Below are 26,939 nucleotides of genomic sequence, written 5' to 3' on the forward strand. Positions count from 1 at the left end.
ACCCGCTCGCGGTCATCGCCGACCGTCGTGGGTGCAGGCTAGCGCGGAACCCGCGTCAGCGGCACCAGTTCGACGAGCCGCCCTGCTGGGTCAGCACGAGTTCCGCGGTCACGACGTCGACCACGGTCGTGAGGCGGTCGATCGAGGAGGGCAGGTTGGGGTAGCGGTCGGACTCCGCGTCGGCCTGCGCGGTCTCGACCGCGAGCAGCCGGCCGTTCGGCGAGGCGCAGAACTCGAGCATGCGGCTGGACTCGTCGGTCGAGTACAGCACCGACGTGCCCGCGTCGTCCACCCGGATGACCAGCGCGGTCGCCCTGGTCGACCCGTCCTCGGCGATCGTGGGCAGCAGCACCTGCATGAGGTAGGCGCCCGCTGCGTCGAGCTGCACGACCCGGCCGGGGTACGCGCCGTCGGGCAGGTCGGCGACCGGCAGGTCGTTCGGCGCGCGGTCGCCGGTCTCGAGGTCGATGAGCGTGCCGCCGTCGGGGTCGGCGACGACGAGCGTGCGCGAGCCCGGGAGCACGCCGCGCAGCTCGTCGTGCGCGCCGAGCGCGACCGGGTCGGCGCCCGTGAGCGGGTCGACCAGGAGGAGCGCGCCCTCGAAGTCCTGCACGACGAGCGACGCGGTGCCCGGCACGAACCACCACTCGGTCACCTGCAGCACCTCGCCCGTCGGGCCGGTGACCGGCACCGGCTCGACCGCGCCGCCCGACACGTCGAGTGCGAACAGCGCGCTGCGGTAGTCGTCGTCGGCGTCCTCGGCGGTGCGGGTGCCCGAGTCGAGGGTGAACGCGACGATCGGATGCGTCGTGGAGGCGCCGAGGGTGCGCACCACGCCCGCGGCCGGCAGCGCGACCTGCGCGGGCGTGTCGCCCGCGCCGCCGCCCGCGATCCAGAGGGAGTTCGTGCCGTCGTCCTGCACGGCGGTCGCCGCGATGACCTCGCCGGCGCGGGCGAACTGCTCGAGCACGGGCGCCTCGAGGAGCACCTCGGGGTTCGCGGGGTCGGCGACGCTCGAGCGCACGAGCCGGTCGGGCTCGCCGGCCGGGCTGTTGCGCACCAGCGTGACCACGTCGGCGTCGGCGGTCGTGAACCGGTGCGCGATCGTGCCGGCGTTGGGCTGCGACTCGCCCACCACACCGTTGATCGACAGCTCGACCTCGGTGGCGTACGGGAGCGGCTCGGCGAACTCGACGAACAGCAGGTCGTCCTCGAACGACACGGTCGCGTCGAGCTGCGGATCGACCGCGAGGTCGCCGTCGATCCGCACGATCGGCTGGTTGAGCTCGATGACGACCTGCTGCCCGGCGAGCTCGGTGACCGCGATCGGGTCGACCGACGTCGCGGCGACCTTCGGCCCCTGCAGCGCGCTCGTCACCACGAGGGCGAGGCCGGCCGCGCCGAGCACGACGAGCGTGCCGGTCAGCGCGCGGCGGAAGGCGCCCGGATCAGTAGACATACGGCTCGCTCGGCTGGTCGGTGACGTCGAGCGAGGTCGGCAGCAGCACGAGGCCCTCGCCGCCCGACGGGTCGGCGCCGAAGCGCCCGGTCGCATCCACCCAGTCGTCGGGCGAGAACCGCGCGCGCCAGCCGGGCAGGTGCACCGGCACGCCGATCGGCTGGGCGTCGACGGCGCAGCACGTGATCGTGAACCGCGCGAGCACGAACGTGTCGTCGGGGTCGGCGGGCGCCGGCATGACGAAGCCGACGAGCTCGACGTCGGTCGTGGTCAGCTCGGCCGCGGCGCCACCCTGGCGCACGACCAGCGCCCAGTCCTTGAACGTGAACTCCGACGGGTCGGTGCCGACGAGCAGCGGCGACTCGTTCGCGAGGTCGGAGGTCGTGCGCTCGACGTCGCGCTGCACCGCGGTCGCCGCGCTGAGGGTCGCCGGGGGCAGCGCGAGCAGGGCGATGCCCGCCCCGACGAGGATCGCCACGGTCGCCCACGCGCCCGCGATCGCGCGCCGGCGGCCGCGGGGCCGGCCGCGCCGCTGCGGGGCATCCGTCTCGCCCTCGTGGTCGTGCTCGTGCTCGTGGTCGTCCTCGCGCTCGCCGACGGCCGGCAGCAGCAGGATCGCCACGATCGCGAGCACCCCGCCGATCACCGCCATGATCGTCGTGAACAGGAAGTAGCGCGGGTGGATGTACAGGCCGAGCTGCCCGCTCAGCGCGAGCCACAGCGTCGCGACGACGCCGACGAGCGTGAGGGCGATGCCCTTCCAGCGTTCGAGGAACCTAGGCCACAACGTTGACCGCCAATCCCAGCGCCGCGCTCGCCAGGGCGACGATCGCGGTCAGCTGCACCAGGGTGCGGGTCGTGAAGGTCGTGCGCAGCAGCGCGAGCATCTTGATGTCGATCATCGGCCCGAAGACGAGGAAGGCGACGATCGCGCCCGGCATGAACGTCGAGCCGAGTGCGAGGGCGAAGAACGCGTCGACGTTGGAGCAGATCGAGACGACGAACGCGAGCACCATGAGCGCGAACACCGAGAGCACCGGGTTCTGGCCGAGGGTGACCAGCAGGTCGCGCGAGATCGCGACCTGGATGAAGCCGGCGATCGCCGAGCCGACGACGAGCGCGGGCAGCATCGCAGCGGTCTCCTCGGCGAACATGGTCGCCGCTCGGCGCGACTTCCGGCCGCCCTGGCCGGGCTCGTGCGCGCAGGCCGCCTGGAACTTCGGCGTGAGCAGCGACATCGGCTCGGGGTGGCGGCTGAATACCCAGCCGACGAGGTTCGCGATCACGAAGCCGCCCGCGATGCGCGCCGCGAGGATGCCGTCGTCCCACCCGAACGCCTGGTACGTCGTGATGATGGTGACGGGGTTCAGGATCGGTGCGGCGAGCAGGAACGTCATCGCCTCGCCGACCGAGAGGCCGCGCACGATGAGTCCGCGCGCGAGCGGCACGTTGCCGCACTCGCAGACCGGCAGCAGCACGCCGAGCAGCGACACGACCGCGCGCCGCAGGCCGGGGTTGCGCGGCAGGCGGCGCACCAGGAAGTCGTCGGGCAGCCACAGCCGCACCGCGATCGACAGCCCGATGCCGAGGAAGACGAACGGCAGGCTCTCGATCAGCACGCTCGCCGAGAGCGTGACGAAGTCCTGCGTGGCATCGGGCAGGTCGAACTCGCCCTGCGAGGTGGTCACGCGCACGGCGATGAGCCCGGCGACGATCGCGGCTGCGATGCCCGCGGCGATCGCGCGGCGACCGGTGAGGCCGCGCGCCGGGCCGGGGTCGCCCGTGGCGGGCGCGTGGTGGGTGTGGGACATCGAGAGACCAGCGTAGGTCGTTCGGGTGGCGGATGCCTCGGAGCCGCGTGGCCCCGAGGCATCCGCCCGCCCTCCCTACCCGAACACGACCGCGACCGCGTCGCCGAACAGCAGCTCGGGGTCGGCGTCGTCGAGCCCGCGGCGCTGGAACCAGGAGCACGCGTTCACGCAGTCGCGGTGCAGCAGGTCGAGCCCGTTCGGGTTGCCGACCACGTCGACGATCTGCGGCAGGTCGATCGCGACCACGCGGCCCTCGTGCACGAGCAGGTTGTACGGCGAGAGGTCGCCGTGCGCGTAGCCCGCCTGCGCGAACGCGAGCACGAGCGTGCGCACCTGCTCGAACCAGTCGTCGAGCTCGTGCGGCTCGGCGTGAGCTTGGGCGAGCCGGGGCGCTGCGCGGCCGTCGGTGCCGACGAACTCCATGAGCAGCTCGGTACCCGCGACCTGCACGGGGTAGGGCACGGGCAGGCCGGCCGCCCAGAGCTCCGAGAGCGCGGCGAACTCCGCGCCCGCCCAGCGACCGGCGGCGAGGGCGCGGCCGTAGGCGGAGCCGCGGGCGAGCGCGCGCGTGTCGCGCGTCTTCTTCTCGCGGCGGCCGGCCGTGTAGACGCCCGAGCGGCGGAAGTCGGAACGGTCGGCGGCCTTGTAGCGCTTCGCCGCGAGCACGACGCGCTGCCTGGGGTCGTCAGGCACGGCGCGCTCGACGAGGAACACGTCGGCCTCCTTGCCCGACTTCACGATGCCGAGCTCGGTGTCGACGGCCGAGGCCGAGGTCACGATCCAGTCGGGGCGCGGCTCGGGGCCGCGCTCGGTGGGGGTGGTCGCCGGCCACGTGGACCAGCGTTGCCCGTCGCCGGGTTCGAACTCATCGAACTCGAGCACGGGCCAGGGTGCGCCGGATGGCGCGAGGTCGTCTCCAGACAATTGGGGTCTCCAGGAACGTGGAGGCCGCCGGTGTCTAGCGGGAGGCCTCCGAGGGAAGGTGGTCGGCGAGGCGCACGACTTCGACGGTCTGCATGAGTCCTCTCCTTCCGTTCCGGTGGCGGATGCCGCTGAGCGGGCATCCGAGCGTGATACTACGCCGGTTCCCTGCGTGCGGCCAGTGTGCGCCGTGCCGGCCGGCCGTGCACCGCTGGCCGACGCGGCGCGGGCCGGCCGGCGCGAACGGCGACCGGGCGCTCAGGCGTCGACGGCCTCGACGCGGCCGCTCGCGATCGCGGCGAGCAGCGCGCGGTGGTCCTCCTCGGTGCGGTCCGCGTACGCGGTCGCGAACTCCGCGAGCGCCCGGGCGAGGCTCCTGCCGCGGCCCACGTACCCGGCGATCGTGGCCGCGTCACCGCCGCGGGCGTGTGCGCGTGCGAGCAGCACGCCGCAGTACTGCGCGTAGAGCCGCATCGTCTCCGGCTCCATGATCGACGGGTCGGCCGAGCCCTTCCAGTCGCGGAACTGGCGCATGTAGAAGTCACGGGGCACCCCGTCGAGCCCCTCGGCCGTGAGCCAGCCGAGCAGCACGTCGCTGAGCGCCTGCATGATGCGCTGGCCGCGCACGACGCGTTCGCCCTGGTGCGCGAACCCGCTCGGGCCTGTCGTCGACTCGAGCACCGAGCGCTGCGCCTCCTTGGCCTGCAGCATCAGGAGGTCGCGGCGGCCGTTGCCGCGCAGCAGCACGACCCATGCCCGGGTGCCGACGCTGCCGACGCCGACGACCTTCATCGCCGCGTCGACGAACGCGTAGCCGTCGAGCACCTGGCGCCGGTCGGGGGCGAGCGACTGCCGGTACCGCTCGAGGACCGCGGAGAGGTACTCCCGCGCCTCGACCTCGTCGAGGTCGCCGTGCTCGGCGATCTCGCGCAGCGGGGTGAGCAGCGGCGGCTGCGAGCGGAAGCGGGGCTCGCCGTCGACGACCTCCATCAGCTTGCGGGCGGCCTGTCGGCTGTCGCGCCGCTGCGCCTTCGCGAGCACCTTCGCCACGCGGTCGGCGGCCGTGGCGTCGAGCGCCTGCCCGGTGGCCTCGATCAGCGTCGACGCGCTGACCGTGGCGGTCGCGAGGCGCAGCCGTGCGGCGCCGGCCAGGCCGTCCATCGCCCCCGCGTAGGCGTGCACCACCTCAGCGACGATGTCGCCGCGCTCGTCGTCGTCGAAGCCCCGCGCGCGGGCAGCGAGTTCGAAGCTCGCCGCCATCCGCTTCAGGTCCCATTCGAAGGGACCGGGCGCGGTTTCGTCGAAGTCGTTGACGTCCATGACGAGTTCGCGCTCGGGCGACGCGTAGAGCCCGACGTTCGACAGGTGCGCGTCGCCGCAGAGCCAGGTGACGATGCCCGAGTCGGGCTCGCGCCGGAGGTCGTGGGCCATGAGCGCCGCCGCGCCGCGGTAGAACGCGAACGGCGACGCGGCCATGCGCCCGTGCCGGATCGCGATGAGGGACGTCACGCGCGACTCGGCCTGCCGTTCGAGCGTCGCGACCGGGTCGCGGTCGGATGCCGCGAGGCGGGCCTGTTCCGAGATCGGCACGTCGTCGCGGGCCGCCCGGCCCGCCTTCCGCCGCGCGCCGCGTCCGTACCGGGCCGCGGACTCCGCGGCCTGCTCGGGGCTGGCGGGGATCGTCATCCCGGTCAGATCACCGGCTTCTCCGGGGTGTACAGCCAGGTCTCGAAGAAGGCGTCGAGGTCGAGCCCGGACACCTCTTCGTAGACCGCCTGGAAGTCGTCGCTCGTCGCGGTGCCGTCGTCGTAGCGCTCCAGCCAGAGCTGGGCGGCGGCGAAGAAGTCGTCGTCGCCGACCTCGAGGCGGAGCGCGTGCAACGTCGCGGCGCCGCGGTCGTAGACGGGGCCCGCGAAGAGCCCGGTCGGCCCGGGGTCTCCGATCACGACGTCCCAGAACGAGCTCGTGTCGGGGATCGACATCACGCCCTCGAACGCGTCCTGGGCGGTCTCGCCGCCCTGCTCCTCGGCCCAGAGCCACTCCGCGTAGCTCGCCCACCCCTCGTTGAGCCAGATGTACTGCCACAGCTCGGGACTCACCGCATTGCCGAACCACTGGTGGGCGAGTTCGTGCGCGACGGTGCTCTCGCGGGCGACGCGCGAGTAGACGGGCCGCGTCTGCGTCTCGAGCGCGTAGCCGACCGAGTCGTCCTCGACGATCGAGCCGTACGCGACGAACGGGTAGTCGCCGAAGACCGACTCGAAGAAGTCGATCATGGCGGGCTGGAGCGCGAGGCTCGCATTCGTCGTCGCGAGGTTGCCGCTCATGAGGTCGGCGTCGACCGCGTCGATGATCGGCACGCCGCTCGACGACGTGTAGGCGTCGCGGAGGTCGTAGTCGCCGACCGACGCGGTGGTGAGGTAGCTCGCCTGCGCGTCGGGCGCGTCCCAGAACCAGGTCGTCCAGCCGTTCGCCGTCTCCTCCGGCTTCGGCTGGGTGCCGTTCGCCACGGCGACCTTGCCCTCGGGCACGGTGATCTCGAACGAGTAGGTCGCCTTGTCGGTGGGCTGGTCGTTCTGCGGGTACCAGGTCATCGAGCCCTCGGGCTCGCTCACGACCATCGCGCCGTCGCGCGTGGTCACCCAACCGTAGAGGAATCCCTCGATGTCGCGCGGTCGCGTCGTGGTGCCTCCGTACTCGACGACGACCTCGACCTCCGAGCCCGCCTTGAGCTTCGGCCGGGGCTGGATCGTCAGCTCCCAGACCCGGGCGGTGTCGTCCTGCACCTGCCAGAAGGCCGCACCGTCGACCTCGTCACCGGCGGCCGGCGGCGCGCTCGAGGTCGCCGGCTTGCCGTTCACCGTCACGGCAGTCACGTCGAGCCCGCGCAGGTCGAGGTTGAAGCGGTCGAGGTCCTGCGTCGGCACCAGGTCGATCGTCGCGACCGCGTCGAGGTCGCCCTCGATCGGAGCGGGCGAGGCCGCCGGCGGCGTGTACGTGAGGTCGAGGTCGTAGTGCAGCACGTCGTAGCCGCCGTTGCCCGAGTACGGGAAGTACGGATCCCCGCCGCCCTCGTCCCCGGCCGTGTACTTCGGCTGTCCCGGGTTCCCCGGAGCGGCCACCGCTCCCGCGGCCCCGAACCCCGCCAGTGCCAGCGATGCGACGGCGATGCCGCCCACCAGTCTCGTGCTCGACCTCATGGTGCGATCCCCCTCGCTCGCGCGCCAGCGCGTAGTCCGCACTCTAGGCCTTCGACAGGTGTTGCGGAAGGGGTCGACGGCCGACGTCGGACGGCGGGGTTAGGCTGCCCGGGTGCAGGGGGAACGATCGGGCTCGGATGCCACGGAGCCGACGGACGACGGCGCGGAAGCGCGCGCCGCGGCAGCGGGCGCCAGGGCGGAGCATCCGGAACCGCCGCCCGGCGGCATGCGCGTGTTCATGCAGGTGCTCGCGAACACGCTCGTGGCGAACGTCACGACGAGCTTCCTCTGGTTCGCACTGACGTTCTGGGTGTACCTCGAGACGCGCTCGGTGCTCGCGACGGGCATCATCGGCGGCGTCTACATGCTCCTCGTCGCCGTGTTCTCGATGGTGTTCGGCACCATCGTCGACCGGCACCGCAAGCACGCGGTCATGGTCTTCTCGAGCATCGTGACGCTCACGGCGTTCGCCGTGTCGGGTGTGCTGTACCTGCTCCAGCCGGAGGCGTCGCTGGTCGACCTCGGCGGGCCGTGGTTCTGGCTGTTCTCGGGCATCATCCTGTTCGGCTCCGTCATCGAGAACATGCGCAACATCGCGCTCTCGACCACCGTGACGCTGCTGGTGCCGGTCGAACGTCACGCGAACGCCAACGGCCTGGTCGGCACGGTGCAGGGCATCGCGTTCATGGTGACGAGCGTGTTCTCGGGGCTCTCCGTGGGCCTGCTCGGCATGGGCTGGACGCTGCTGCTCGCGATCGTCGCGACGGCGGCCGCCCTGGTGCACCTGCTGTTCCTGAAGATTCCGGAGGAGCAGCCGGTCGCGGAAGACGGCCGGGCGCCGGCGATCGACATCCGCGGCAGCATCGCCGCCATCCGCGGCGTGCCCGGCCTGTTCGCGCTCATCATCTTCACCACCTTCAACAACCTCATCGGCGGTGCGTACATCGCCCTCATGGACCCGTACGGCCTGACCCTGTTCCCGGTCGAGGTCTGGGGCATCGTGCTCGGCGTGACCTCCACCGGCTTCATCATCGGCGGGGCGCTGGTGGCGAAGTTCGGGCTGGGGCGCAACCCGATCCGCACCATGTTGCTGGTCGTCGTCGGCATGGGCGTGCTCGGCGCGGCCTTCACGCTGCGCGAGTGGTGGTGGCTGTACGCGGCCGGCATCTGGGTGTACATGGCGATCGTCCCGGTGGTCGAGGCGGCGGAGCAGACCGTCATCCAGAAGGTCGTGACGTTCCGGCGCCAGGGCCGCGTCTTCGGGTTCGCGCAGGCGCTCGAGTCGGCGGCTGCGCCCGTGACCGCGTTCCTGGTCGCGCCGATCGCCGAGTTCTGGGTGATCCCGTACATGGAGGGCTCGGCGGGGCGTGCGACCTGGGGCTGGCTCCTCGGCGAGGGTGACGCGCGCGGCATCGCACTGGTGTTCCTGTTCGCGGGGCTCATCCTCGTCTCCGTCGCGCTGGTCGCGTTCACGACCCGGTCGTACCGGCTGCTGTCGGCGCAGTTCGCGGGCACGACCGGGTCGGTGCCGGCGGCCGAGCCCGCGGAGGAACCCGCGCCGGGGGCGCGGCCCGGTGCCTGAACGCCCGGCCCGTCGCATCCGTTCCTGTGCGTGCGCCGTGAGTTGAGCCGGATCGACTCAACTTTGGCCCGGAAGATTTGACACCCGATTCGGCCGGTGTGAAACTTGATTCGTCGGGGCTCAAGTCTTCCCCGACGCCACGACTTCGACCCGGGCGGACGCCCGGATCACGTCCGAGCGCGGCGGTCACGGGGCATCCGTGCCGTGCGGGTTCGGACACGATAGGAGATGCAACACATGTCACGTGCAGTCGGTATCGACCTCGGCACCACGAACTCCGTGGTCAGCGTCCTCGAGGGTGGCGAGCCCACCGTCATCGCGAACGCCGAGGGCCTGCGCACCACCCCCTCGGTGGTCGCGTTCACCAAGGACGGGGAGGTGCTCGTCGGCGAGACCGCGAAGCGCCAGGCCGTCACCAACGTCGATCGCACCATCTCGTCGGTCAAGCGCCACATGGGCACCGACTGGAACACCGAGATCGACGGCAAGAAGTACACGCCGCAGGAGATCTCGGCCCGCATCCTCCAGAAGCTCAAGCGCGACGCCGAGCAGTACCTGGGCGACACCGTCACCGACGCCGTCATCACGGTGCCGGCGTACTTCAACGACGCCGAGCGCCAGGCCACCAAGGAGGCCGGAGAGATCTCGGGCCTGAACGTGCTGCGCATCATCAACGAGCCGACCGCGGCCGCGCTCGCGTACGGACTCGACAAGGGCAAGGAGGACGAGCTCATCCTCGTCTTCGACCTCGGCGGCGGCACGTTCGACGTCTCCCTCCTCGAGGTGGGCAAGGACGACGACTTCTCGACCATCCAGGTCCGCGCGACCGCAGGTGACAATCGCCTCGGCGGCGACGACTGGGACCAGCGGGTCGTCGAGCACCTCATCAAGCAGTTCAAGTCGTCGACCGGCGTCGATGTCTCGAAGGACAAGATCGCGCTCCAGCGCCTCAAGGAGGCCGCGGAGCAGGCGAAGAAGGAGCTCTCGTCGAGCATGTCGACGAGCATCCAGCTCCCGTACCTGTCGCTCACCGAGAACGGCCCGGCCAACCTCGACGAGACGCTCACCCGCGCCCAGTTCGAGAACATGACCTCCGACCTGCTCGACCGCACGAAGAAGCCGTTCGACGACGTGATCCGCGAAGCCGGCATCAAGGTCGGCGACATCGCGCACGTGGTGCTCGTCGGCGGCTCGACCCGCATGCCCGCCGTCTCGGAGCTCGTGAAGCAGGAGACCGGCGGCAAGGAGCCCAACAAGGGCGTGAACCCCGACGAGGTCGTCGCCGTGGGCGCCGCCCTCCAGGCGGGCGTCCTCAAGGGCGAGCGCAAGGACGTGCTGCTCATCGACGTCACCCCCCTGAGCCTCGGCATCGAGACCAAGGGCGGCATCATGACCAAGCTCATCGAGCGCAACACGGCCATCCCGACCAAGCGCAGCGAGACCTTCACGACCGCCGACGACAACCAGCCGTCGGTCGCGATCCAGGTCTTCCAGGGCGAGCGCGAGTTCACCCGCGACAACAAGCCCCTGGGCACCTTCGAGCTCACCGGCATCGCCCCGGCGCCGCGCGGCATCCCGCAGGTCGAGGTCACCTTCGACATCGACGCCAACGGCATCGTGCACGTGTCCGCCAAGGACAAGGGCACCGGCAAGGAGCAGTCGATGACCATCACCGGCGGCTCGAGCCTGCCGAAGGACGACATCGACCGCATGGTGCGCGAGGCCGAGGAGCACGCTGCCGAGGACAAGCAGCGCCGCGAGTCGGCCGAGACCCGCAACTCGGCCGAGCAGCTCGCCTACTCGACCGACAAGCTCATCAAGGACAACGAGGACAAGCTGCCCTCCGACGTCAAGGACGAGGTGCAGGGCGACGTCGACGCGCTGAAGACCGCGCTCGCGGGCGAGGACGACGAGGCCGTGAAGACGGCGTTCGAGAAGCTCTCGCAGTCGCAGCAGAAGCTCGGCGAGGCGATCTACGCTGGTGCACAGGCGGATGCGGCGGCGGGCGCCGCCGGCGAGCCCGGCGAGGACGCCAACGCGACCGGCGCACAGGCCGACGAGTCCGACGAGGACGTCGTCGACGCCGAGGTCGTCGACGACGAGGACGAGAACGAGAAGAAGTAGGACATGGCTGACGAGAACCACGAACGCGAAGAGCCGATCATCCGCGACAAGCGGCGGATCGACCCCGAGACGGGCGAGGTTCGGCAGCCCGCGGGCTCGTCGGCGTCGGACGCCGGCGCCGACGAGTCCGGCTCCCACTTCGAGCCGCTCGAGGGTCCCGACGTCGAGACGTCGATGCCGCCGGCCGACGACGAGTCGGATGCCGCAGAGGGTCCCGACGACGCATCCGAGGAGCCCGCTGAGGGCGAGGCGGATGCCGCCGGCGACGACGAGCCGCTGACGGTCGACGACATCCTGAACGCCGCGCAGGCGGAGGTCGACGAGCCGAGCAGCGAGCACCTCGCCGACCTGAAGCGCGTCACGGCCGAGTACGCGAACTACCGCAAGCGCACCGAGGCGAACCGCGAGGTCGAGCGCGAGCGCGCGGTCGGCAAGGCCGTTGCCGTGCTGCTGCCGGTGCTCGACGACCTCGACCGGGCCGAGAAGCACGGAGACCTCGAGGGCGACGCGCCCTTCGCGACGATCGCCGCGAAGCTCCGCGGCGCGGTGGAGAAGCTCGGCCTCTCGCCCTTCGGCGAGGCGGGCGAGGCGTTCGACCCGCAGCGCCACGAGGCGATCTTCCAGCAGCCGAGCGACGAGGTCGAGGTCGACACGGTGGCCGACGTCGTCGAGACCGGCTACTACCTGGGCTCCACGCTGCTGCGTGCGGCCAAGGTGGTCGTGAAGACCCCGCAGTAGCCCGAACGGCCGATGGCCCGGGAATCTGACGGACGGCGGGGGCCGCGCGAGTCGCGCGGCCCCCGCTTCCGCATGTTCGCGGTCGCCATGTTCGCGGTCGTCGTGGGCGCGGCGCTCGCCGGGGTGCCGCTGCTCGCCCCCGCGACGCCCGCGTGGGCGCACGCGTACCTGATCGGCACCACGCCCGCCGACGGTGCGACCGTCGACCGGGTCGCCGAGGTCGTGCTCGACTTCGACGAGGAGCTGATCGACTTCGGCCCCGACGTCGACCCGTCGTCGGTGCTCGTGACCGACGAGTCGGGACTGCACTACGAGACCGGCTGCGCCGTGACCGTCGGCCCGCGGATCTCGGTGCCGGTCGCGCTCGGGGAGCCGGGCGAGTACACGGCGTCGTGGCGCTCGGTGACGATCGAGGGCCACGTGATCCGCGGCGACGTCGAGTTCAGCTACGCGCCGCCGGAGTTCGAGATCGCGACCGCCGGCGCCGCCGAGCCGCGGTGCGATGCGGCCGGGGCGGTCGGGGGCGCCGGCGGTGCGGCGGGCACGCTCGGGATCGTCGCGCTCGGGGCATCCGCCCTCATCGCCGTCGGCGTCGCGTCGACGATGTTCGTGGTCCGCACCAGGCCCCCGCGACCGTCATGGCGACGCCGTCGGCGCGGCGCGCTGCCGCCGCCCGGATCCCGCCGGGCCGCACGCCTCGAGCGCGAGCGGGCTCGTGGTAAACTTGAGCGGACTTAACTCAGGTTTGACTGGAGTGCCGACGGCCTCCGCACACAGGGAAGGGAGGCGCCGTTGGCAAGCCAGGACTGGTTCGACAAGGACTTCTACAAGGTGCTGGGCGTCTCGAAGAACGTCAGCGACGCCGACCTGAAGAAGGCGTATCGCAAGCTGGCCCGCAAGTACCACCCCGATTCGAACCCGGGTGACGCGAAGGCCGAGGCGAAGTTCAAGGAGATCAGCGAGGCGAACTCGGTGCTCTCCGACCCGGAGCAGCGCAAGGAGTACGACGCGATCCGCGCGATGGGCGGCGGCGCGCGCTTCACCGCGCCGGGCGCGAGCGGCAACGCCGGCGGCTTCGAGGACGTCTTCGGCGGCATGTTCGGCGGTGGCGGCCGCGGCCAGCAGTACACGTACACGCAGGGCGCACCGGGCGGCGGCGGCTTCGAGGACATCCTGGGCGGCATGTTCGGCAGCGGTCGGTTCGGCCAGCCCTCGGGCGGCTACCGCGGGTACGGTGGGCCGAGCCGCGGCGCCGACATCACCGCGACGACGACGCTCGACTTCGTGACCGCGACGCGCGGCGACCAGGTCACGCTGCACGCCGACGGCGGCAAGCCGATCACCGTGCGCATCCCGGCGGGCGTCGCCGACGGGCAGAAGATCAAGGTGCGCGGCAAGGGCCGGCCCTCGCCCGACGGCGGCGAGCCCGGCGACATCGTACTGACCGTCGAGGTGCGCAAGCACCCGGTGTTCGAGCGCGACGGGCTGAACCTGCGCGTGAACGTGCCGGTCACGTTCGCGGAGGCCGCGCTCGGCGCGACCATCGAGGTGCCCACGCTCGGTGGCGACCCCGTGAAGCTGCGCGTGGCGCCGGGCACGCCGAGCGGACGCGTGCTGCGCGTCAAGGGCCGCGGCGTCGAGACCAAGAAGGGCACGGGCGACCTGCTCGCGGTCGTGCAGGTCGCGGTGCCGTCGCACCTGTCGGGCGAGGCCGAGGCCGCGCTCAAGGAGTTCCGCGACCTGGTGCCCGACGAGAACCCGCGCGCCGACCTGCTGGCGCGCGCCAGGCAGTAGGCTGCCGAGCCACGGGAGGAGCGCGTGATGGACGAGAAGAGCCCCATGTTCGTGATCTCCGTCGCGGCCGAGCTCGCGGGCATGCACCCGCAGACGCTGCGCCAGTACGACCGGCTCGGGCTCGTCTCGCCGTCGCGCACGCCCGGCAAGTCCCGCCGCTACTCGATGCGCGATGTTGTGCAGCTGCGCGAGATCGCGGCGTTGTCGGGCGAGGGCGTGAGCCTCGAGGGCATCCGCCGCGTGCTGCAGCTCGAGAACCGCGTCGCGCACCTCGAGGAGCGCGTGCGCGAGCTCGAGGGGGCGCTCGCCGACGAGATGCTGAACCGTCCGGGCTCCCGCGTGTTCGCGTCGAGCTCGGAGGGCGAGGTCATCTCGCTCAAGACCGGCACGCGCGTGCGCCGGCAGAACCAGGTGGTCGTCTGGCGCCCGCTCGACCAGCGCAGCTGACGCGCCCGGGTAGCCTGCAGGCGTGGACTTCGATGCGCTGCGGCGCGCGCCCGACACCGAGGGCGAGGGGCTGCGGGCGTGGGACGCGGCCGACCGGCTGATCCTCGACGAGGCGGACGCGCTGCTCGCGACCGTGGGCGACGGCGAGGTCGTCGTCATCGGCGACACGCACGGCGCACTCGCCCTGGGAGCCGTCGATCGCGGAGCGCGCGGCGTGCGCGTGCACCAGGACGCGCTGCTCGGGGAGCGCGCCATCGCGGCCAACGCCGCGCGTGCGGGCCTCGCCGACGCGGTGCGGATCGTGGCGCTCGACGCGCGCCTCGTGGCATCCGCCCGCCTGGTGCTGCTGCGGCTGCCCCGCTCGCTCGACGCGCTCGACGAGATCGCCGGCGTCGTCGCCGGGCACGCGGCCGACGACGTCGTGGTCGTCGCCGGCGGACGCATCAAGCACATGGCCCTCGCCATGAACGACGTGCTGCGCCGGCACTTCAACAGGCTGGACGTCAGCCACGCCCGGCAGAAGTCGCGCGTGCTCATCGCCCGCGGGCCGATCCGGCCGGCCGGGCCGTCGCCGTGGCCCGCGCACGCCCGCGATGCCGAGCTCGGCCTGACCGTCGTCGCACACGGCGGCGTCTTCGCGGGCAGCGGCGTCGACATCGGCACGCGCGCGCTGCTCGCGCACCTCGGCGAGGTGGTCGACGCCTCGGCCGCCGAGGAGGCGATCGACCTGGCCTGCGGTAGCGGGGTGATCGCGGCCTGGCTGGCCGAGCGGATGCCACGGGCCCGCGTGCGCGCCCTCGACCAGTCGGCCGCCGCCGTCGCCTCGGCCCGCGAGACCGCGGCGGCGAACGGCGTCGCCGACCGCGTCACGGCGGAGCGCGCCGACGGACTGGAGACCGTGCCCGACGCGAGCGCCCGGCTGGTCGTGCTGAACCCGCCCTTCCACTCCGGGGCCGCGGTCACGACCGCGCTCGCCGAGCGCCTCTTCGCAGACGCGGGCCGCGCCCTCGCGCCCGGGGGCACGCTCGTCGCCGTCTGGAACTCGCACCTGCGCTACCGCCACGCCCTCGAGCGGCTCGTCGGCCCGACGCGCCAGCTCGCCCGCACGCCGAAGTTCACCGTCACGGCATCGACCCGACCCTGAGCACCCCTACCCGGACGGGGCCGGGCGTGCCTAAGGTGAGGCATGACCGTGACGCTTCGGGGGTTGCAGACGGCGGTCCCTCCCACTGTGCTCATCCAGAACGAGGTGCGCGACGTGTTCGCCGCGCAGCCCGGCCTCAACCGGCTCGCCCAGCGCATCGTCGGCACCTCGTTCGACGTGTCGGGCATCGAGACCCGGCACACCGCGATCGCGGAGCTGACGAACGAGTTCCGCCCCGACGTGCCCGAGTTCTTCGACAACGCCTCCGGCGAGCTGCTGCTGCCCGGCACGAAGACCCGCAACGAGCTCTACGCCGAGCAGGCGACGCTGCTCTACGTCGAGGCGGCGAGGCGCGCGATCGCGGCGACGCCCGGCCTCGAGGCATCCGACATCACCCACATCGTGACCGTCTCGTGCACCGGGTTCTACCAGCCCGGCCCCGACTACATGATCGTGCGCGAGCTCGGCCTGCCCACGTCGGTGCAGCGCGTGCACCTCGGGTTCATGGGGTGCTACGCGTCGATGCCCGCCCTGCGGACCGCGAAGCAGTTCTGCGAGGCCGATCCCGACGCGGTCGTGCTGGTCGTGAGCGTCGAGCTGTGCACGCTGCACCTGCGCTCGTCGACCGACCCCGACACGATCGTCGCGTGCTCGCTCTTCGCCGACGGTGCCGGGGCGGGCCTCGTGACGCAGCGCCCGCTCGAGCCGGGCGAGCGCGGGCTCGACCTCGACCGGTTCGAGACCGTGATCACTCCGGTGGGCGAGGGCGACATGGCCTGGAAGATCGGCGACCACGGGTTCGAGATGGTGCTGTCGACGTACGTGCCGAACATCATCGACGACCACATCGTCGGCGCGCTCGAGCCGCTGTTCGCCCACGACGACGCGCTCGCCTCTGCACTCGCCTCCGACACCGCCGGCGACGCGGTCGAGCACTGGGCGATCCACCCCGGGGGCCGCGCCATCCTCGACAAGGTCGGGGCGAAGCTCGAGCTCGCCGAGGCGCAGCTCGTGCCCGCCCGCGAGACGCTGCGCGACTTCGGCAACATGTCCAGCGCGACCGTGCTGTTCGTGCTGCGGAACATCCTCGACGCCGCATCCGCCGGCAATGGCGACCGCGTGGCGGCCATGGCGTTCGGGCCGGGCCTCACCGTCGAGACGGCCCTGATGACGGTGCGCGAGGGGTGACCGGACTGCCCGACCTCCGGGCGAGGGCGACGGATGCCACGGAGCGCATGGAGGCCCCGGACTGCGACACCGAGGCCCTGGAACGCACCTACGGGCGCTTCCGGCTGGTCAACGCGATCGTCTCGGGCTGGCGCACGATCTACCGGCGGCGGGTGCGGCCGCGGCTTCGCACGGACCGCGTGACGACGCTGCTCGACATCGGCACCGGTGGCGGCGACGTGCCGCGCGCACTGCTGCGCTGGGCGCGGCGCGACGGGCTGGGGCTCGCCGTGACCGCGATCGACCCCGACGTGCGCGCGATCCGGTGGGGACTCCGGCAACCCGCGCCGGCCGGGCTCGTGCTGCGCCGGGCGCACAGTTCCGACCTCGTGCGCGTCGGGGAGCGCTACGACCTCGTGGTCTCGAACCACCTGCTGCACCACCTCGACGGTGAGGAGCTGGGCGCGCTGCTCGCCGACTCGGAGCGGCTGCTGCGGCCCGGCGGGCTCGCGCTGCACGCCGACATCGCGCGGTCGCGGTGGGGATATGCCGGATTCGGCATCTGCACGGCGCCGTTCCAGCCGAACCTGCTCGCGGGCTCGTACATCCGGGAGGACGGGCTCACCTCGATCCGCCGCAGCCACACGGTCGCCGAGCTCGCCGCGGCGCTGCCCGGCGACTGGCGCGTGCGCGCGGCGGTGCCGTCGCGCCTGGAGGTGTGGTGGGAGCGGCGCTGACGCCGGAGGACGCGGCGCGCACGCTCGACGTGGCGATCGTGGGCGGCGGTCCGGTCGGGCTGCTGCTCGCGTGCCTGCTCGCGCAGCGCGGGCTGCCGGTCGAGGTGTTCGAGCAGCGCGCGGCGCCGGCGCCGCTGTCGCGGGCGATCGGCGTGCACCCGCCGGGGCTCCGCGCGCTCGACGCCGTCGGGGTGGGCGAGGCGGCGAGGCGGGCCGGTGTCGCGATCCACGACGGGCGGGTCACGTGCCGGGGCAGGGTGCTCGGGGCGCTCGACTTCGCCGAGGCCGACCCCGGCCTGCCGTACGTGCTCGCGCTCCCGCAGGCGGAGACCGAGCGGCTGCTGGTCGAACGGCTCGCGGAACTGCGGCCGGGTGCGCTGCACCCCGGGGCGCGGGTATCGGCGATCCGGCAGCACGACGAGCTCGTGGAGTTCGCGGTCGGGCGCGGCGGGTCGGATGCGGCGGCGACCACGCGCACCGCGCGATACGTGGTCGGTGCCGACGGGGTGCGCAGCGGCGTGCGGGCCGAGGCCGGCATCGCGTGGCGCTCGCGCCGGGGGCGCGCCGAGTACGTGATGGGTGACGTGCCCGACCGCACGGATGCCCCGGGCTCGGCCCTGCTGCACTTCGAGCCGGACGGCGTGGTCGAGTCGTTCCCGCTCCCGGGCGGGATGCGCCGGTGGGTGGCGATAACGGCGTGGGGCGCGAGCGGCGCCGGCCCGCGGGGCGGGCGCTCGCCGGAGGCATCCGCTGCCCTCATCGGCACCGTCGCCGCGCGCACCGGTGCGCGTATCGGGGATCACGTGCCCGACGCCCGCGCCTTCACCGCGCGCCAGCACCTGGCCGAGCGGCTCGTCGCGGGACGCGTCGTGCTCGTGGGCGACGCCGCGCACGAGGTCAGCCCGATCGGCGGACAGGGCATGAACCTCGGCTGGCTCGACGCGCTGCACCTCGACCGGGCGCTCGCCGCGGCCCTCGCGAGCGGCTCGCGCGACGGCGCCGCGCTCGACGGATACGAACGGGCGCGCCGTCGGTCCGCCCGCCGTGCCATCCGGCAGGCCGGGTTCAACATGACGATGGGCGCCCCCGCGCACGGCGTCCGCCTCGCCGCCCGCAACGCCGCCGTTCGCCTGCTCGCCGCCGGCCCGTTCCGTCGTCGCCTCGCCCGCGCGTTCACGATGCGCGGCCTCTGACCCGCCTCCCGAGTTCCGAATTCCGTTGCGTGCGCATCGGGCCGTGACCGGCACGGCCGATTCGTGCGACGCTGGGAGCATGGCGCAGACGATCGAACGACCCGACGTGCGGGAGGAGACGGACGAGGCATCCGTCACCGCATCGCCGTGGGTCACGATCGTCTGGGACGACCCGGTCAACCTCATGACCTACGTGAGCTACGTCTTCCGCAGCTACTTCGGTTTCCCGCGGCACGAGGCCGAGAAGCTCATGCTGCGGGTGCACAACGAGGGGCGCGCGGTCGTCGCGACCGGCGACCGCGAGACGATGGAGCGCCACGTCGCCGCCATGCACGGCTACGGCCTGCAGGCAACGCTGCGGAGGGCCGACGAGTGATCGTCTCGGCGGCGCAGGGGCTCGGCGGGGTGCGCATCGTGCTCGAGAGCGAGGAGGCGATGCTGCTCGCGGAGTTCGCCGGGCAGGTCGTGACCGTGCTCGAGCAGGAGGCGCACACCGACCCCGCGCTCGACCGGCTGTTCCCCGACGCGTACGTCGACGACGACCGGGCCTCCGAGGAGTTCCGCCGCTACACCCGCGAGGACCTCGCGCAGTCCAAGCGCGACGCGGCGGCAGCCGTGCGCGACGCGACGCAGACCGAGGAGGACCGCGGCATCGTCGACATCGAGCTCGACCAGGCCGCGTCGTGGGGCTGGCTGACCTTCCTCACCGACCTGCGGCTGATCCTCGCCGAGCGCACCGGCATCATCGCCGACGAGCCCGACGACGCCGAGCCCGTGACCGAGCCGATCACCGAGCGCGACGGGTACATGCGCGCCGCGTACGAGTGGGTCGGCTTCGTGCAGGGGTCGATGCTCGAGGTGCTCGACCCGACGAACGAGCGCTGAACCCGGGGGCCGAGCGGATGCCTCGGGGCAGCGCCGCAGCCGGCGCCCGCCCCGGTCAGCCCTGCGGACGGAACCCGCGCAGGCGCAGGCTGTTGCCCACGACGAACACGCTCGACGCGGCCATCGCCGCGCCCGCGACGAGCGGGTTGAGCAGCCCGAGCATCGCGATCGGGATCGCCGTGGCGTTGTAGGCGAAGGCCCAGAACAGGTTGCCGCGGATGATGCCGAGCGTGCGGCGCGACAGCCGCACGGCGTCGGCGACGACGCGCAGGTCGCCCGACACGACCGTGAGGTCGGACGCCGCCCTGGCCGCATCCGTGCCCTGGCCCATGGCGATGCCGAGGTCGGATGCCGCGAGCGCGGCCTGGTCGTTGACGCCGTCGCCGACCATCGCGACCGTGCGGCCGGCCGCCTGCAGCTCGCGCACGACCGCGAGCTTGCCCTCGGGGGTCACGCCCGCGTGCACGTCGTCGATGTCGAGGGCCCGCGCGATCGCGCCGGCCGCGCCCGCGTTGTCGCCGGTGAGCAGCACGGGCTCGAGGCCGAGGTCGCGGAACCGGCGCACTGCCTCGGGCGAGCTGGGCTTCAGCGTGTCGGCGACCGCGATGATGCCGCGCGCCGCGCCGTCCCACGCCACCGCCACGACGGTCGCACCGTCGGTCTCGGCGCGCCGCGCCTGCTCGGCGAGGGACTCGGGCAGCTCGATCGCCCACGCGTCGGCGAGCCACGCGGCGCGGCCCACGGTCGTGAGGCGTCCGCCGACGACCGCCTGCACGCCGAGGCCCGCGTGGGCGAGGAACTGCTCGGCCGGTGCGGTGCGCGGGGCGGCCTCGACGACGGCGCGGGCGATCGGATGCTCCGAGCCCGCCTCCGCCGCGGCGGCGACCGCGAGCACGTCGTCGGCCCCGACGCCCTCGACGGGGACGACCTGCTGCACCCGCATCCGACCCGTGGTCACCGTGCCCGTCTTGTCGAGCACGATCGTGTCGACCGCGCGGGTCTGCTCGAGCACCTGCGGCCCGCTGATGAGGATGCCGAGCTGCGCGCCGCGCCCGGTGCCGACGAGCAGCGCGGTGGGGGTGGCGAGTCCGAGCGCGCACGGGCAGGCGATGATGAGCGTCGCGACGGCAGCGCCGAACGCCTGCTCGGGGGTGCCGCCGACGAGCAGCCAGCCGGCGAGGGCGACGAGCGCGAGGCCGATCACGACCGGCACGAAGACGGTCGAGATGCGATCGGCGAGGCGCTGCACCGGCGCCTTGCCGGTCTGCGCCTGCTCGAGGAGGCGCCCGAGGCGTGCCAGCTCGGTGTCGGCGCCGACACGCGTGATCTCGACCACGAGCACGCCGCCGACGTTGAGCGTGGCGCCGGTGACGCGATCGCCGGGGCCGACCTCCACGGGCACGGACTCGCCCGTCAGCATGCTGCGGTCGACGGCGGATGCCCCCTCGACGACGAGGCCGTCGGAGGCGACCTTCTCGCCGGGGCGGACGACGACCCGGTCGCCCGGAACGAGGTCGCGCACGGGCACGCGTCGCTCGGCGCCGTCGACGAGCAGCGCGGCATCCGTCGCCCCCAGCTCGAGCAGCGCACGGAGGGCGGCGCCCGACGCGCGCTTCGCGCGGGCCTCGACGTACCGGCCCGCGAGCAGGAACACCGTGACGGCCGCCGCGACCTCGAGGTAGAGCTCGTCGTGGCCGCCGGGCGCCGGCCCGATCAGGCGGAAGGTCATGTGCATGCCGGGCTCGCCCGCGTCGCCGAGGAACAGCGCGTAGAGCGACCAGCCGAACGCGGCGGCGACGCCCATGCTGATGAGCGTGTCCATCGTGACGGCGCCGTGCCGTGCGTTGACGGCGGCGGCGCGGTGGAACGGCCAGGCGCCCCAGGTCGCCACCGGGATCGTGAGGGCGAGCGCAACCCACTGCCAGTAGGTGAACTGCAGGGCCGGCACCATCGAGAGCACGACCACGGGCGCGGCGAGGGCGGCGCTCGCGATCAGACGCCGTCGCAGCGGGCGGAGTTCCTCGTCGGCATCGGCGGGTTCCGGCTCGGGTTCGGGCACGGTCGCGCCGTAGCCGGCCGCGGCGACCACCTGGAGCAGGTCGTCCGTCGCGACCGTCGCCGGGGCGCGCACGTGCGCCTTCTCGGTCGCGTAGTTGACGGACGCCTCGACGCCCGGGAGCTTGCCGAGCTTGCGCTCGATGCGCATCGCGCACGACGCGCAGGTCATGCCCGTGATGTCGAGTTCGACGTCGACGAGGGCCGGGCCGGGGCCCGGGTTCGAGGCGGTGGTGCTCATGCGCGGGGTCGCCCGGCGGGTGCTGGCGGCGCGGCGCTCAGGCGCCGGTCGAGAGGCGGTAGCCGGCATCCTCGACGGCGGCGCGCACGTCCTGCGCGGCGAGCGGAGCCGAGGACGCGACGGTCACGCGCGAGGCGCCGTCGGGGCGCAGGTCGACCGACACCTGCTCGACGCCCGCGATCTCGGAGAGCTCCTCGGTGACGCTCGAGACGCAGTGCCCGCAGGTCATGCCGTCGACGAGGAACTCGGCCGTGGCCGCCCCGGACGCCGTGCTCGTCGCGGCGGACGCGCCGTGACCGCATCCGCAGCTGCCGCCGCCGCAGCAGCCGCCGGCTGCCGCGCCCGACTGGACGAGGGGGAGTTCGGTGCGGGTGGTCTCGGTCATGGCTGCCTTCCGGATCGCGGTGCGGACGTCGTCCACTATACCCCCATAGGGTATCCGGGAGGCGCCGGACGGCACGCGGAGCGGTCAGCCCTCGCCGAGCGTGCGGGCCTTCAGCTCCTCGTACTCCTCGGGCGTGAGGGTGCCCGCATCGACCATCGACTTCGCCCGCGCGATCTGGTCCGACGGCGACGGCGGCGCGTTCACGTGCGGCGAGTACTCCGCGCGCGGGGGTGCGGTCGCCCGCCGCGATGCCGCCCGCCGCTCGGCCATGCCGTGCCCGCGCGCGATCACGTAGACCAGCCCCGCGACGAACGGCACGAGCACGAGGAAGAGCATCCAGGCGGCCTTCCACCAGCCGTTCAGCGAGTGGTCGCTGAACAGGTCTCCCAGCACCGCCACCAGCACGAACAGGTAGGCCACGAACACGAGGCCCGCCAGCAGGAAGCTGATCAGCGCCCAGAAACCGTAGTCGTCCATCGCGAACACCCCCATCGGTCGCCGTGGCCTCAACCTATCGCCGCCCGGCCGCGCAGGGAAGGCATCCGGTCGGAGCGCCGCGTCGGCGGGGCGCTCGACACGGTGCGGCCGCCGGGCCACGATGGAACCGGGCCGGCACCCGTCGGCGCCTGGACGAAGGGTCGCACCGTGGGTGCAGTGATCGGCTCCATCCTCCCGCTCGCGGTCGGCATCGCGATCAGCCCGATCCCGATCGTCGCCGCCATCCTCATGCTGCTCTCGCCGAGGGCGAAGGGCACGAGCATCGGCTTCCTCGCCGGCTGGATCGTGGGCATCTCACTGGCCACGACGGTCTTCACGCTGCTCTCGGCCGCGCTGCCGGAGCGCGACGAGGATGCCTCGCGCCCGGTCACCGCCGTCGTGCAGCTCGTGCTCGGGCTCGGCCTCCTCGTCGTCGCGCTGCGCCAGTGGCGGGGCAGGCCCGCGGACGGGGAGGAGCCCGACCTGCCGAAGTGGATGGGCGCGATCGACACGATGACCGCCGTGCGGGGTCTCGGGCTCGGCGTGCTGCTCTCGGCGGTGAACCCGAAGAACCTGCTGCTCGCGGCGGGTGGCGGCGTCGAGATCGGCGGGGCGGGCCTCGACGTCGGGGCGGTCGTGGTGTGCGTGGTCGTGTTCACCGCGCTGGCCGCGAGCACGGTGGCGGTGCCGGTGGTGGGCTACCTCGTGGCATCCGCCGCCATGACCGAGCCGCTCGGACGGCTGCGCGAGTGGCTGGTGCAGCACAACGCGTCGATCATGGCGGTGCTGCTGCTCGTGCTCGGCGTCGTGCTGATCGGCAAGGGCGTCGCGAACTTCTAGTCGATCGCGCACCGCCCGCGTTCGCTATCGTCGAGCCATGGATGCCGCTGCGGGGAGCGCCCGATCCGAGCCCGGACCGTCGCGACGGACCAGCCCGATCCTCGTGGCGGCCGCCGCCGTCGTCGTGCTGGCGGGCGTCTCGTTCGCGCGCGAGGTCGCGGCGCCGCTCGCGCTCGCCGCGGTGATCGTCATCATCGTGCATCCGGTGCGTCGCCCGCTCGAGCGCCGGGGGTGGCCGCGCTGGGCCGCCACGACGGTGGTCATCGTGGTCGCCTACCTGATCCTGGCTGTGCTGGCGGCGATGCTCGCCTTCGCGGGCGTCCGCTTCGGCGTGCTCGTCGTCGACTACTTCTCCGAGCTGAACGACACGACCCAGCAGATCATCGCCTGGCTCTCGTCGCTCGGGCTCCAGGACCAGGCGGCCGACGCGCTGGCATCGGTGCTCGACCCGGGGTTCCTGTTCGGCGTCGCCGAGACCGTGTCGGGGTGGGTGCTCGGCATCCTCACGGCGTTCTTCTTCGTGCTCGCCTACGTGATCTTCATGGCCGCGGATGCCGCACGCCTGAGCGACGCGCACGCGGCGTTCCGCGGGATGCGCGACGCCACGCTCGAGCGGTTCGAGCGCTACGCGTCGAACGTGCGCCGGTACTTCGTGGTCAACGCGAGCTTCGGCGCCGTCGTCGCGATCATCGACGGCATCGCGCTGTGGGCCGTGGGCGTGCCGGCGCCGACGGTGTGGGCGATCCTCGCGTTCGTGACGAACTTCATCCCGAACATCGGGTTCGTGCTGGGGCTCGTGCCGCCCGCCATCCTCGCCCTCGTGGTCGGCGGCTGGCCGCTGATGCTCGTCGTCATCGCGATCTACAGCGTCGTGAACGTCGTGCTGCAGGTGCTCGTGCAGCCGAAGTTCGTCGCCGACGCGGTGAGCCTGTCGCTCACGCTGAGCTTCTTCTCGGTCATCTTCTGGACCTTCGTGATCGGGCCGCTCGGCGCGATCCTCGCGATCCCGCTCACGCTGCTCGCACGTGCGCTCCTGCTGGAGGGCGATCCGCGGCTCACCTGGGCGAGGTGGCTGTCGGGCGATCGCGACGTGGCGCCCGCCGGCGACGTCGCCGGATCCGGGGCTGCGGACGACGGGGACGGGACGGATGCCGCGGACGAGCCGCCGCCGACGCCGCGCGCCGGGGCCGGAGCCGAGCCCGAGCCCGCGACCGCGACCGTCGCCGACGGCGACCCGGACGACGAGGAGGCGCGATGAGCGAGCACGAACGAATTCCCCGCGGCCCGCGACGGGGGCGGCCCGACCGGCAGGCGATGGAGGAGCTCGACGCCGACGAGCGGCGCGCGATCACCGCGTACCTGAAGGAGCGCGTCTACGCGACGTTCACGGGCCTCGCCATCACCCTGGTGCTGCTCGGCGAGGCCGAGCACATCGAGCCCGGCCGCGCGTTCGGCAGCCTTGCGCTCGGCGTGCTGGGCATCACGGTCGCCGGCCTGCTCGCCGATATCGTCGCGCACGTCTCGGTGCACGGCGAGCTGCCCGGCCGCCTCGAGTTCCGGCTGCTGCTGCGCATCGCCCTCGGCGCGCTCGGCACCGCCGTGCTCCCGCTGCTGCTCATCGCCGCCGCCTGGATGGACCTGCTCGACCTGCACGACGCGCTGCGCATCGACTCGTTCATCTACCTCGCGACGCTCGGCCTCATCGGCTACCTCGCCGTGCGCCGCTCCAGGCTGAAGCTCTGGGCGAAGCTGGTCGCGCTCTCGGTGTTCGTGCTCTTCGGCGGCGTCGTGATCGGCATCCAGATCCTCGCCCACGGCGGCTGACGCCGGGCGCTACTCGACCGGCGTGAGCACGAAGACCGGGATCTGCCGGTCGGTACGGGTCTGGTACGCGTCGTAGTCGGGCCACACCTCGGCGGCCCGGGCCCACCACGTCTCGCGCTCGTCGTCGGTGACCTCGCGGGCCGTGTAATCGCGCTTGACCGCGCCGTCCTGCAGCTCGACCAGCGGGTGCGCCTTGAGGTTCCAGTACCAGACCGGATGCTTCGGGTCGCCGCCCTTCGAGGCGACGACCGCGTACTCGCCGGCGTGCTCGACGCGCATGAGGGCGGTCTTGCGGAGCTTGCCGCTCTTCGCGCCCTTCGAGGTGAGCACGATCACGGGCACCCCGCGCAGGGTCCCGGCCTCCTGGCCGTCGGTGGCCTCGTAGGTCTCGGCCTGTGTGCGGGCCCACTCGGCGGTGCTGGGTGCGTACTCTCCGGTCAACGGCATCGAGGCATCCTCCTGAAGTCGGTTCCCATGGGCCAACCGCCGCGCGGGCGGGCGCATTCCCTCAGGCGGTCGCCTCGGCGAGCGCGCGGTCGAGGATCTCCAGGCCGAGTGCGAGTTCCGCCTCGGTGCTCGTGAGCGGCGGCGCGATGCGGAAGGTGCCGCCCATGCCGGGCAGCTGCACGACGTTCATGTGCAGGCCGAGCGCGAAGCAGCGGCGCGTGACCTCGGCGCCGAGGGCGTCGGCCCCCTGCTTCGTCTCGCGGTCGGTCACCAGTTCGAGTCCCTGCAGCAGTCCGCGGCCGCGCACGTCGCCGACCACCTCGTGGCGGCGCTGCAGCTCGAGCAGGCCCTCGCGCAGCACCCCGCCGAGGTGGGTCGCCCGCTCGTCCATGCGGTCGCGCTCGAGCACGTCGAACACCGTGTTGCCCACCGCGGCGACGAGCGGGTCGTTCACGTGCGTGGTGAAGAACAGGTAGCCGCGCTCGTGCGCGGTGCGCTCGATCTCGTCGCTCGTCACGACCGCGGCGAGCGGCAGTCCCGCGCCGAGCGTCTTCGACAGGGTGAGGATGTCGGGCACGACGCCGTCGCGCTCGAACGCGTACCAGGTGCCGGTGCGGCAGAGCCCGGTCTGCGCCTCGTCGAGGATGAGCAGCATGCCGCGCTCGCGGCACTTCTGCGCCAGCGCGGCGAAGTACCCGGGCGGCGGCTCGATCACGCCGCCGGAACTCAGGATCGGCTCGACCAGGCACGCCGCGAGCGCACCGGTCGACTGCGCGTCGACGAGGTCGAACGCGAGGTCGAGCTGCCGGCGCCAGTCGAGCCCGCCGCCGGGGCCGACGATGTCGGGTCGGTACGAGTCGGGCGTCGGGATCGCGATGTTGCCGGGCGCGACGGGGCCGTAGCCCTTCCGGCCGGAGCTGTAGGTGGCCGCGGCCGCGGCGCCGGTCATGCCGTGCCAGGAGCGCGCGAACGACACGATCTCGTGCTTGCCGGTCACCAGCTTCGCCATGCGCACGGCCGCCTCGTTCGACTCGGCGCCGGTGGTGAGCAGCAGCACGCGCTCGAGCGGGTCCGGCAGCGAGGCGGCGATGCGCTCGGAGAGCTCGATCACCGGGCGCGAGAGCATGCCGCTGAACAGGTGGTCGAGCGTCGCGACCTGGCGCTGCACGGTCGCGACGATCTCGGGGTGCGAGTGCCCGAGGATCGCGCTCATCTGGCCGGAGGTGAAGTCGAGCACGCGGCGGCCCGACTCGGTGAACACGAAGCTGCCCTCGGCGCGCGCGATGAGCTCCGGGGTGAAGCTGCCGCCGAAGCGGACGAGGTGGCGCTGCAGGTCGTCGGCGAGGAGCGCCTGCGACGGTGCGTCCGTTGCGGTGTGGGTCATGGCACGACGATACGACCCGGCACGTTTCGGAGTCGTGTCGCCGGCTCAGGGGCATCCGCTCGCCTGCAGTGCATTCACAGCTTC

Annotated in this window: 26 protein-coding genes; 15 read left to right on the plus strand and 11 right to left on the minus strand. The window is 72.8% G+C overall.

The annotated features are described in order from the left end of the window. Positions 1 to 55: 55 nt before the first annotated feature. The 6 genes from QMG39_RS08155 to QMG39_RS08180 all read right to left on the minus strand — a co-directional run bounded on the left by QMG39_RS08155 (position 56) and on the right by QMG39_RS08180 (position 7,391). Positions 56 to 1,459 (minus strand): hypothetical protein, encoded by a 1,404-nt coding sequence (locus QMG39_RS08155; protein WP_281883881.1) that lies wholly within the window; start codon positions 1,457 to 1,459, stop codon positions 56 to 58. Continuing rightward, on the minus strand, positions 1,449 to 2,246 hold the full coding sequence (locus tag QMG39_RS08160; RefSeq protein WP_281883883.1) for a TIGR03943 family putative permease subunit: 798 nt from the start codon (positions 2,244 to 2,246) through the stop codon (positions 1,449 to 1,451). Before QMG39_RS08160 ends, QMG39_RS08155 begins: the two co-directional genes overlap by 11 nt. Next, on the minus strand, positions 2,236 to 3,270 hold the full coding sequence (locus tag QMG39_RS08165; protein ID WP_281883885.1) for a permease: 1,035 nt from the start codon (positions 3,268 to 3,270) through the stop codon (positions 2,236 to 2,238). The genes QMG39_RS08160 and QMG39_RS08165 overlap by 11 nt, the downstream gene beginning before the upstream one ends. A 75-nt stretch (positions 3,271 to 3,345) precedes the next feature. Next, on the minus strand, positions 3,346 to 4,152 hold the full coding sequence (locus QMG39_RS08170) for a serine protein kinase RIO (protein ID WP_281883887.1): 807 nt from the start codon (positions 4,150 to 4,152) through the stop codon (positions 3,346 to 3,348). A gap of 297 nt (positions 4,153 to 4,449) precedes the next feature. Further along, positions 4,450 to 5,877 (minus strand): DUF2252 domain-containing protein, encoded by a 1,428-nt coding sequence (locus QMG39_RS08175; RefSeq protein ID WP_281883889.1) that lies wholly within the window; start codon positions 5,875 to 5,877, stop codon positions 4,450 to 4,452. A 5-nt stretch (positions 5,878 to 5,882) separates the two neighbouring features. After that, positions 5,883 to 7,391, minus strand: a complete 1,509-nt coding sequence (locus QMG39_RS08180; RefSeq protein WP_281883891.1) for a M1 family metallopeptidase — start codon at positions 7,389 to 7,391, stop codon at positions 5,883 to 5,885. Positions 7,392 to 7,617: 226 nt separating this feature from the next. Between QMG39_RS08180 and QMG39_RS08185 the strand changes: the two genes are divergently transcribed. The 12 genes from QMG39_RS08185 (at position 7,618) to QMG39_RS08240 (ending at position 19,202) form a co-directional block, all read left to right on the plus strand. Beyond that, complete coding sequence (locus QMG39_RS08185) at positions 7,618 to 8,973, plus strand: MFS transporter (RefSeq protein WP_281887213.1); 1,356 nt, start codon at positions 7,618 to 7,620, stop codon at positions 8,971 to 8,973. A 237-nt stretch (positions 8,974 to 9,210) separates the two neighbouring features. Then, positions 9,211 to 11,097 carry a molecular chaperone DnaK gene (gene dnaK, locus QMG39_RS08190; protein ID WP_281883893.1) on the plus strand — a complete coding sequence of 629 codons (1,887 nt, stop codon included), beginning with the start codon at positions 9,211 to 9,213 and terminating at the stop codon, positions 11,095 to 11,097. 3 nt (positions 11,098 to 11,100) lie between these two features. After that, a complete protein-coding gene (locus QMG39_RS08195) occupies positions 11,101 to 11,835 on the plus strand; it encodes a nucleotide exchange factor GrpE (protein ID WP_281883895.1) in 735 nt (244 codons plus the stop codon). Positions 11,836 to 11,847: 12 nt separating this feature from the next. Beyond that, entirely contained in the window at positions 11,848 to 12,573 is a 726-nt protein-coding gene (locus tag QMG39_RS08200; RefSeq protein WP_281883897.1) for a copper resistance CopC family protein, read from the plus strand. 54 nt (positions 12,574 to 12,627) lie between these two features. After that, positions 12,628 to 13,629, plus strand: coding sequence for a DnaJ C-terminal domain-containing protein (locus tag QMG39_RS08205; RefSeq protein WP_281883899.1), 1,002 nt, complete (start codon positions 12,628 to 12,630; stop codon positions 13,627 to 13,629). 27 nt (positions 13,630 to 13,656) lie between these two features. Then, positions 13,657 to 14,076 (plus strand): heat shock protein transcriptional repressor HspR, encoded by a 420-nt coding sequence (locus QMG39_RS08210; protein WP_281883901.1) that lies wholly within the window; start codon positions 13,657 to 13,659, stop codon positions 14,074 to 14,076. 22 nt (positions 14,077 to 14,098) lie between these two features. Then, positions 14,099 to 15,220 (plus strand): class I SAM-dependent methyltransferase, encoded by a 1,122-nt coding sequence (locus tag QMG39_RS08215; protein ID WP_281883903.1) that lies wholly within the window; start codon positions 14,099 to 14,101, stop codon positions 15,218 to 15,220. A 42-nt stretch (positions 15,221 to 15,262) separates the two neighbouring features. Next, positions 15,263 to 16,408 (plus strand): type III polyketide synthase, encoded by a 1,146-nt coding sequence (locus tag QMG39_RS08220; protein WP_281883905.1) that lies wholly within the window; start codon positions 15,263 to 15,265, stop codon positions 16,406 to 16,408. Then, a complete protein-coding gene (locus QMG39_RS08225) occupies positions 16,405 to 17,124 on the plus strand; it encodes a methyltransferase domain-containing protein (protein WP_281883907.1) in 720 nt (239 codons plus the stop codon). The genes QMG39_RS08220 and QMG39_RS08225 overlap by 4 nt, the downstream gene beginning before the upstream one ends. Beyond that, complete coding sequence (locus QMG39_RS08230; protein WP_281883909.1) at positions 17,109 to 18,317, plus strand: FAD-dependent oxidoreductase; 1,209 nt, start codon at positions 17,109 to 17,111, stop codon at positions 18,315 to 18,317. Before QMG39_RS08225 ends, QMG39_RS08230 begins: the two co-directional genes overlap by 16 nt. A 79-nt stretch (positions 18,318 to 18,396) precedes the next feature. Further along, positions 18,397 to 18,693, plus strand: coding sequence for an ATP-dependent Clp protease adapter ClpS (gene clpS / locus QMG39_RS08235; RefSeq protein ID WP_281883911.1), 297 nt, complete (start codon positions 18,397 to 18,399; stop codon positions 18,691 to 18,693). Next, positions 18,690 to 19,202, plus strand: coding sequence for a DUF2017 family protein (locus QMG39_RS08240; protein WP_281883913.1), 513 nt, complete (start codon positions 18,690 to 18,692; stop codon positions 19,200 to 19,202). Before clpS ends, QMG39_RS08240 begins: the two co-directional genes overlap by 4 nt. Positions 19,203 to 19,257: 55 nt before the next feature. Here QMG39_RS08240 and QMG39_RS08245 read toward each other — a convergent pair whose 3' ends face one another. The 3 genes from QMG39_RS08245 to QMG39_RS08255 all read right to left on the minus strand — a co-directional run bounded on the left by QMG39_RS08245 (position 19,258) and on the right by QMG39_RS08255 (position 22,360). After that, positions 19,258 to 21,498 carry a heavy metal translocating P-type ATPase gene (locus QMG39_RS08245; protein ID WP_281883915.1) on the minus strand — a complete coding sequence of 747 codons (2,241 nt, stop codon included), beginning with the start codon at positions 21,496 to 21,498 and terminating at the stop codon, positions 19,258 to 19,260. Positions 21,499 to 21,535: 37 nt separating this feature from the next. Continuing rightward, a complete protein-coding gene (locus QMG39_RS08250; RefSeq protein WP_281883917.1) occupies positions 21,536 to 21,883 on the minus strand; it encodes a heavy-metal-associated domain-containing protein in 348 nt (115 codons plus the stop codon). A gap of 84 nt (positions 21,884 to 21,967) precedes the next feature. Next, entirely contained in the window at positions 21,968 to 22,360 is a 393-nt protein-coding gene (locus QMG39_RS08255) for an SHOCT domain-containing protein (protein ID WP_281883919.1), read from the minus strand. A 168-nt stretch (positions 22,361 to 22,528) separates the two neighbouring features. On the opposite strand from QMG39_RS08255, the gene QMG39_RS08260 reads away from it, so the two are divergent. Genes QMG39_RS08260 through QMG39_RS08270 form a run of 3 tightly spaced genes read left to right on the plus strand, consistent with a single transcriptional unit; the run spans position 22,529 to position 25,024 of the window. Next, positions 22,529 to 23,200: a GAP family protein gene (locus tag QMG39_RS08260; protein WP_281883921.1), complete on the plus strand. Its 672-nt coding sequence runs from the start codon at positions 22,529 to 22,531 to the stop codon at positions 23,198 to 23,200. Positions 23,201 to 23,237: 37 nt separating this feature from the next. After that, complete coding sequence (locus QMG39_RS08265; RefSeq protein ID WP_281883923.1) at positions 23,238 to 24,458, plus strand: AI-2E family transporter; 1,221 nt, start codon at positions 23,238 to 23,240, stop codon at positions 24,456 to 24,458. Further along, positions 24,455 to 25,024 carry a hypothetical protein gene (locus tag QMG39_RS08270; RefSeq protein WP_281883925.1) on the plus strand — a complete coding sequence of 190 codons (570 nt, stop codon included), beginning with the start codon at positions 24,455 to 24,457 and terminating at the stop codon, positions 25,022 to 25,024. The genes QMG39_RS08265 and QMG39_RS08270 overlap by 4 nt, the downstream gene beginning before the upstream one ends. A 9-nt stretch (positions 25,025 to 25,033) precedes the next feature. On the opposite strand, the gene QMG39_RS08275 is transcribed toward QMG39_RS08270, so the two are convergent. Further along, complete coding sequence (locus tag QMG39_RS08275; protein ID WP_281883927.1) at positions 25,034 to 25,471, minus strand: nitroreductase family deazaflavin-dependent oxidoreductase; 438 nt, start codon at positions 25,469 to 25,471, stop codon at positions 25,034 to 25,036. A gap of 61 nt (positions 25,472 to 25,532) precedes the next feature. Then, complete coding sequence (locus QMG39_RS08280) at positions 25,533 to 26,855, minus strand: aspartate aminotransferase family protein (protein ID WP_281883929.1); 1,323 nt, start codon at positions 26,853 to 26,855, stop codon at positions 25,533 to 25,535. Positions 26,856 to 26,939: the final 84 nt, after the last annotated feature.

This window comes from Agromyces rhizosphaerae, assembly GCF_027925245.1.
Classification (GTDB): domain Bacteria; phylum Actinomycetota; class Actinomycetes; order Actinomycetales; family Microbacteriaceae; genus Agromyces; species Agromyces rhizosphaerae.

Coding starts and splice junctions, on each gene's coding strand:
- QMG39_RS08185 (WP_281887213.1), top strand. CDS start 7,618: ATGCGCGTGTTCATGCAGGTGCTCGCGAACACGCTCGTGGCGAACGTC.
- QMG39_RS08250 (WP_281883917.1), bottom strand. CDS start 21,883: ATGACCGAGACCACCCGCACCGAACTCCCCCTCGTCCAGTCGGGCGCG.
- QMG39_RS08210 (WP_281883901.1), top strand. CDS start 13,657: ATGGACGAGAAGAGCCCCATGTTCGTGATCTCCGTCGCGGCCGAGCTC.
- QMG39_RS08280 (WP_281883929.1), bottom strand. CDS start 26,855: ATGACCCACACCGCAACGGACGCACCGTCGCAGGCGCTCCTCGCCGAC.
- QMG39_RS08180 (WP_281883891.1), bottom strand. CDS start 7,391: ATGAGGTCGAGCACGAGACTGGTGGGCGGCATCGCCGTCGCATCGCTG.
- QMG39_RS08155 (WP_281883881.1), bottom strand. CDS start 1,459: ATGTCTACTGATCCGGGCGCCTTCCGCCGCGCGCTGACCGGCACGCTC.
- QMG39_RS08195 (WP_281883895.1), top strand. CDS start 11,101: ATGGCTGACGAGAACCACGAACGCGAAGAGCCGATCATCCGCGACAAG.
- QMG39_RS08270 (WP_281883925.1), top strand. CDS start 24,455: ATGAGCGAGCACGAACGAATTCCCCGCGGCCCGCGACGGGGGCGGCCC.
- QMG39_RS08165 (WP_281883885.1), bottom strand. CDS start 3,270: ATGTCCCACACCCACCACGCGCCCGCCACGGGCGACCCCGGCCCGGCG.
- QMG39_RS08220 (WP_281883905.1), top strand. CDS start 15,263: ATGACCGTGACGCTTCGGGGGTTGCAGACGGCGGTCCCTCCCACTGTG.
- clpS (WP_281883911.1), top strand. CDS start 18,397: ATGGCGCAGACGATCGAACGACCCGACGTGCGGGAGGAGACGGACGAG.
- QMG39_RS08265 (WP_281883923.1), top strand. CDS start 23,238: ATGGATGCCGCTGCGGGGAGCGCCCGATCCGAGCCCGGACCGTCGCGA.
- QMG39_RS08200 (WP_281883897.1), top strand. CDS start 11,848: ATGGCCCGGGAATCTGACGGACGGCGGGGGCCGCGCGAGTCGCGCGGC.
- QMG39_RS08175 (WP_281883889.1), bottom strand. CDS start 5,877: ATGACGATCCCCGCCAGCCCCGAGCAGGCCGCGGAGTCCGCGGCCCGG.
- dnaK (WP_281883893.1), top strand. CDS start 9,211: ATGTCACGTGCAGTCGGTATCGACCTCGGCACCACGAACTCCGTGGTC.
- QMG39_RS08275 (WP_281883927.1), bottom strand. CDS start 25,471: ATGCCGTTGACCGGAGAGTACGCACCCAGCACCGCCGAGTGGGCCCGC.
- QMG39_RS08255 (WP_281883919.1), bottom strand. CDS start 22,360: ATGGACGACTACGGTTTCTGGGCGCTGATCAGCTTCCTGCTGGCGGGC.
- QMG39_RS08245 (WP_281883915.1), bottom strand. CDS start 21,498: ATGAGCACCACCGCCTCGAACCCGGGCCCCGGCCCGGCCCTCGTCGAC.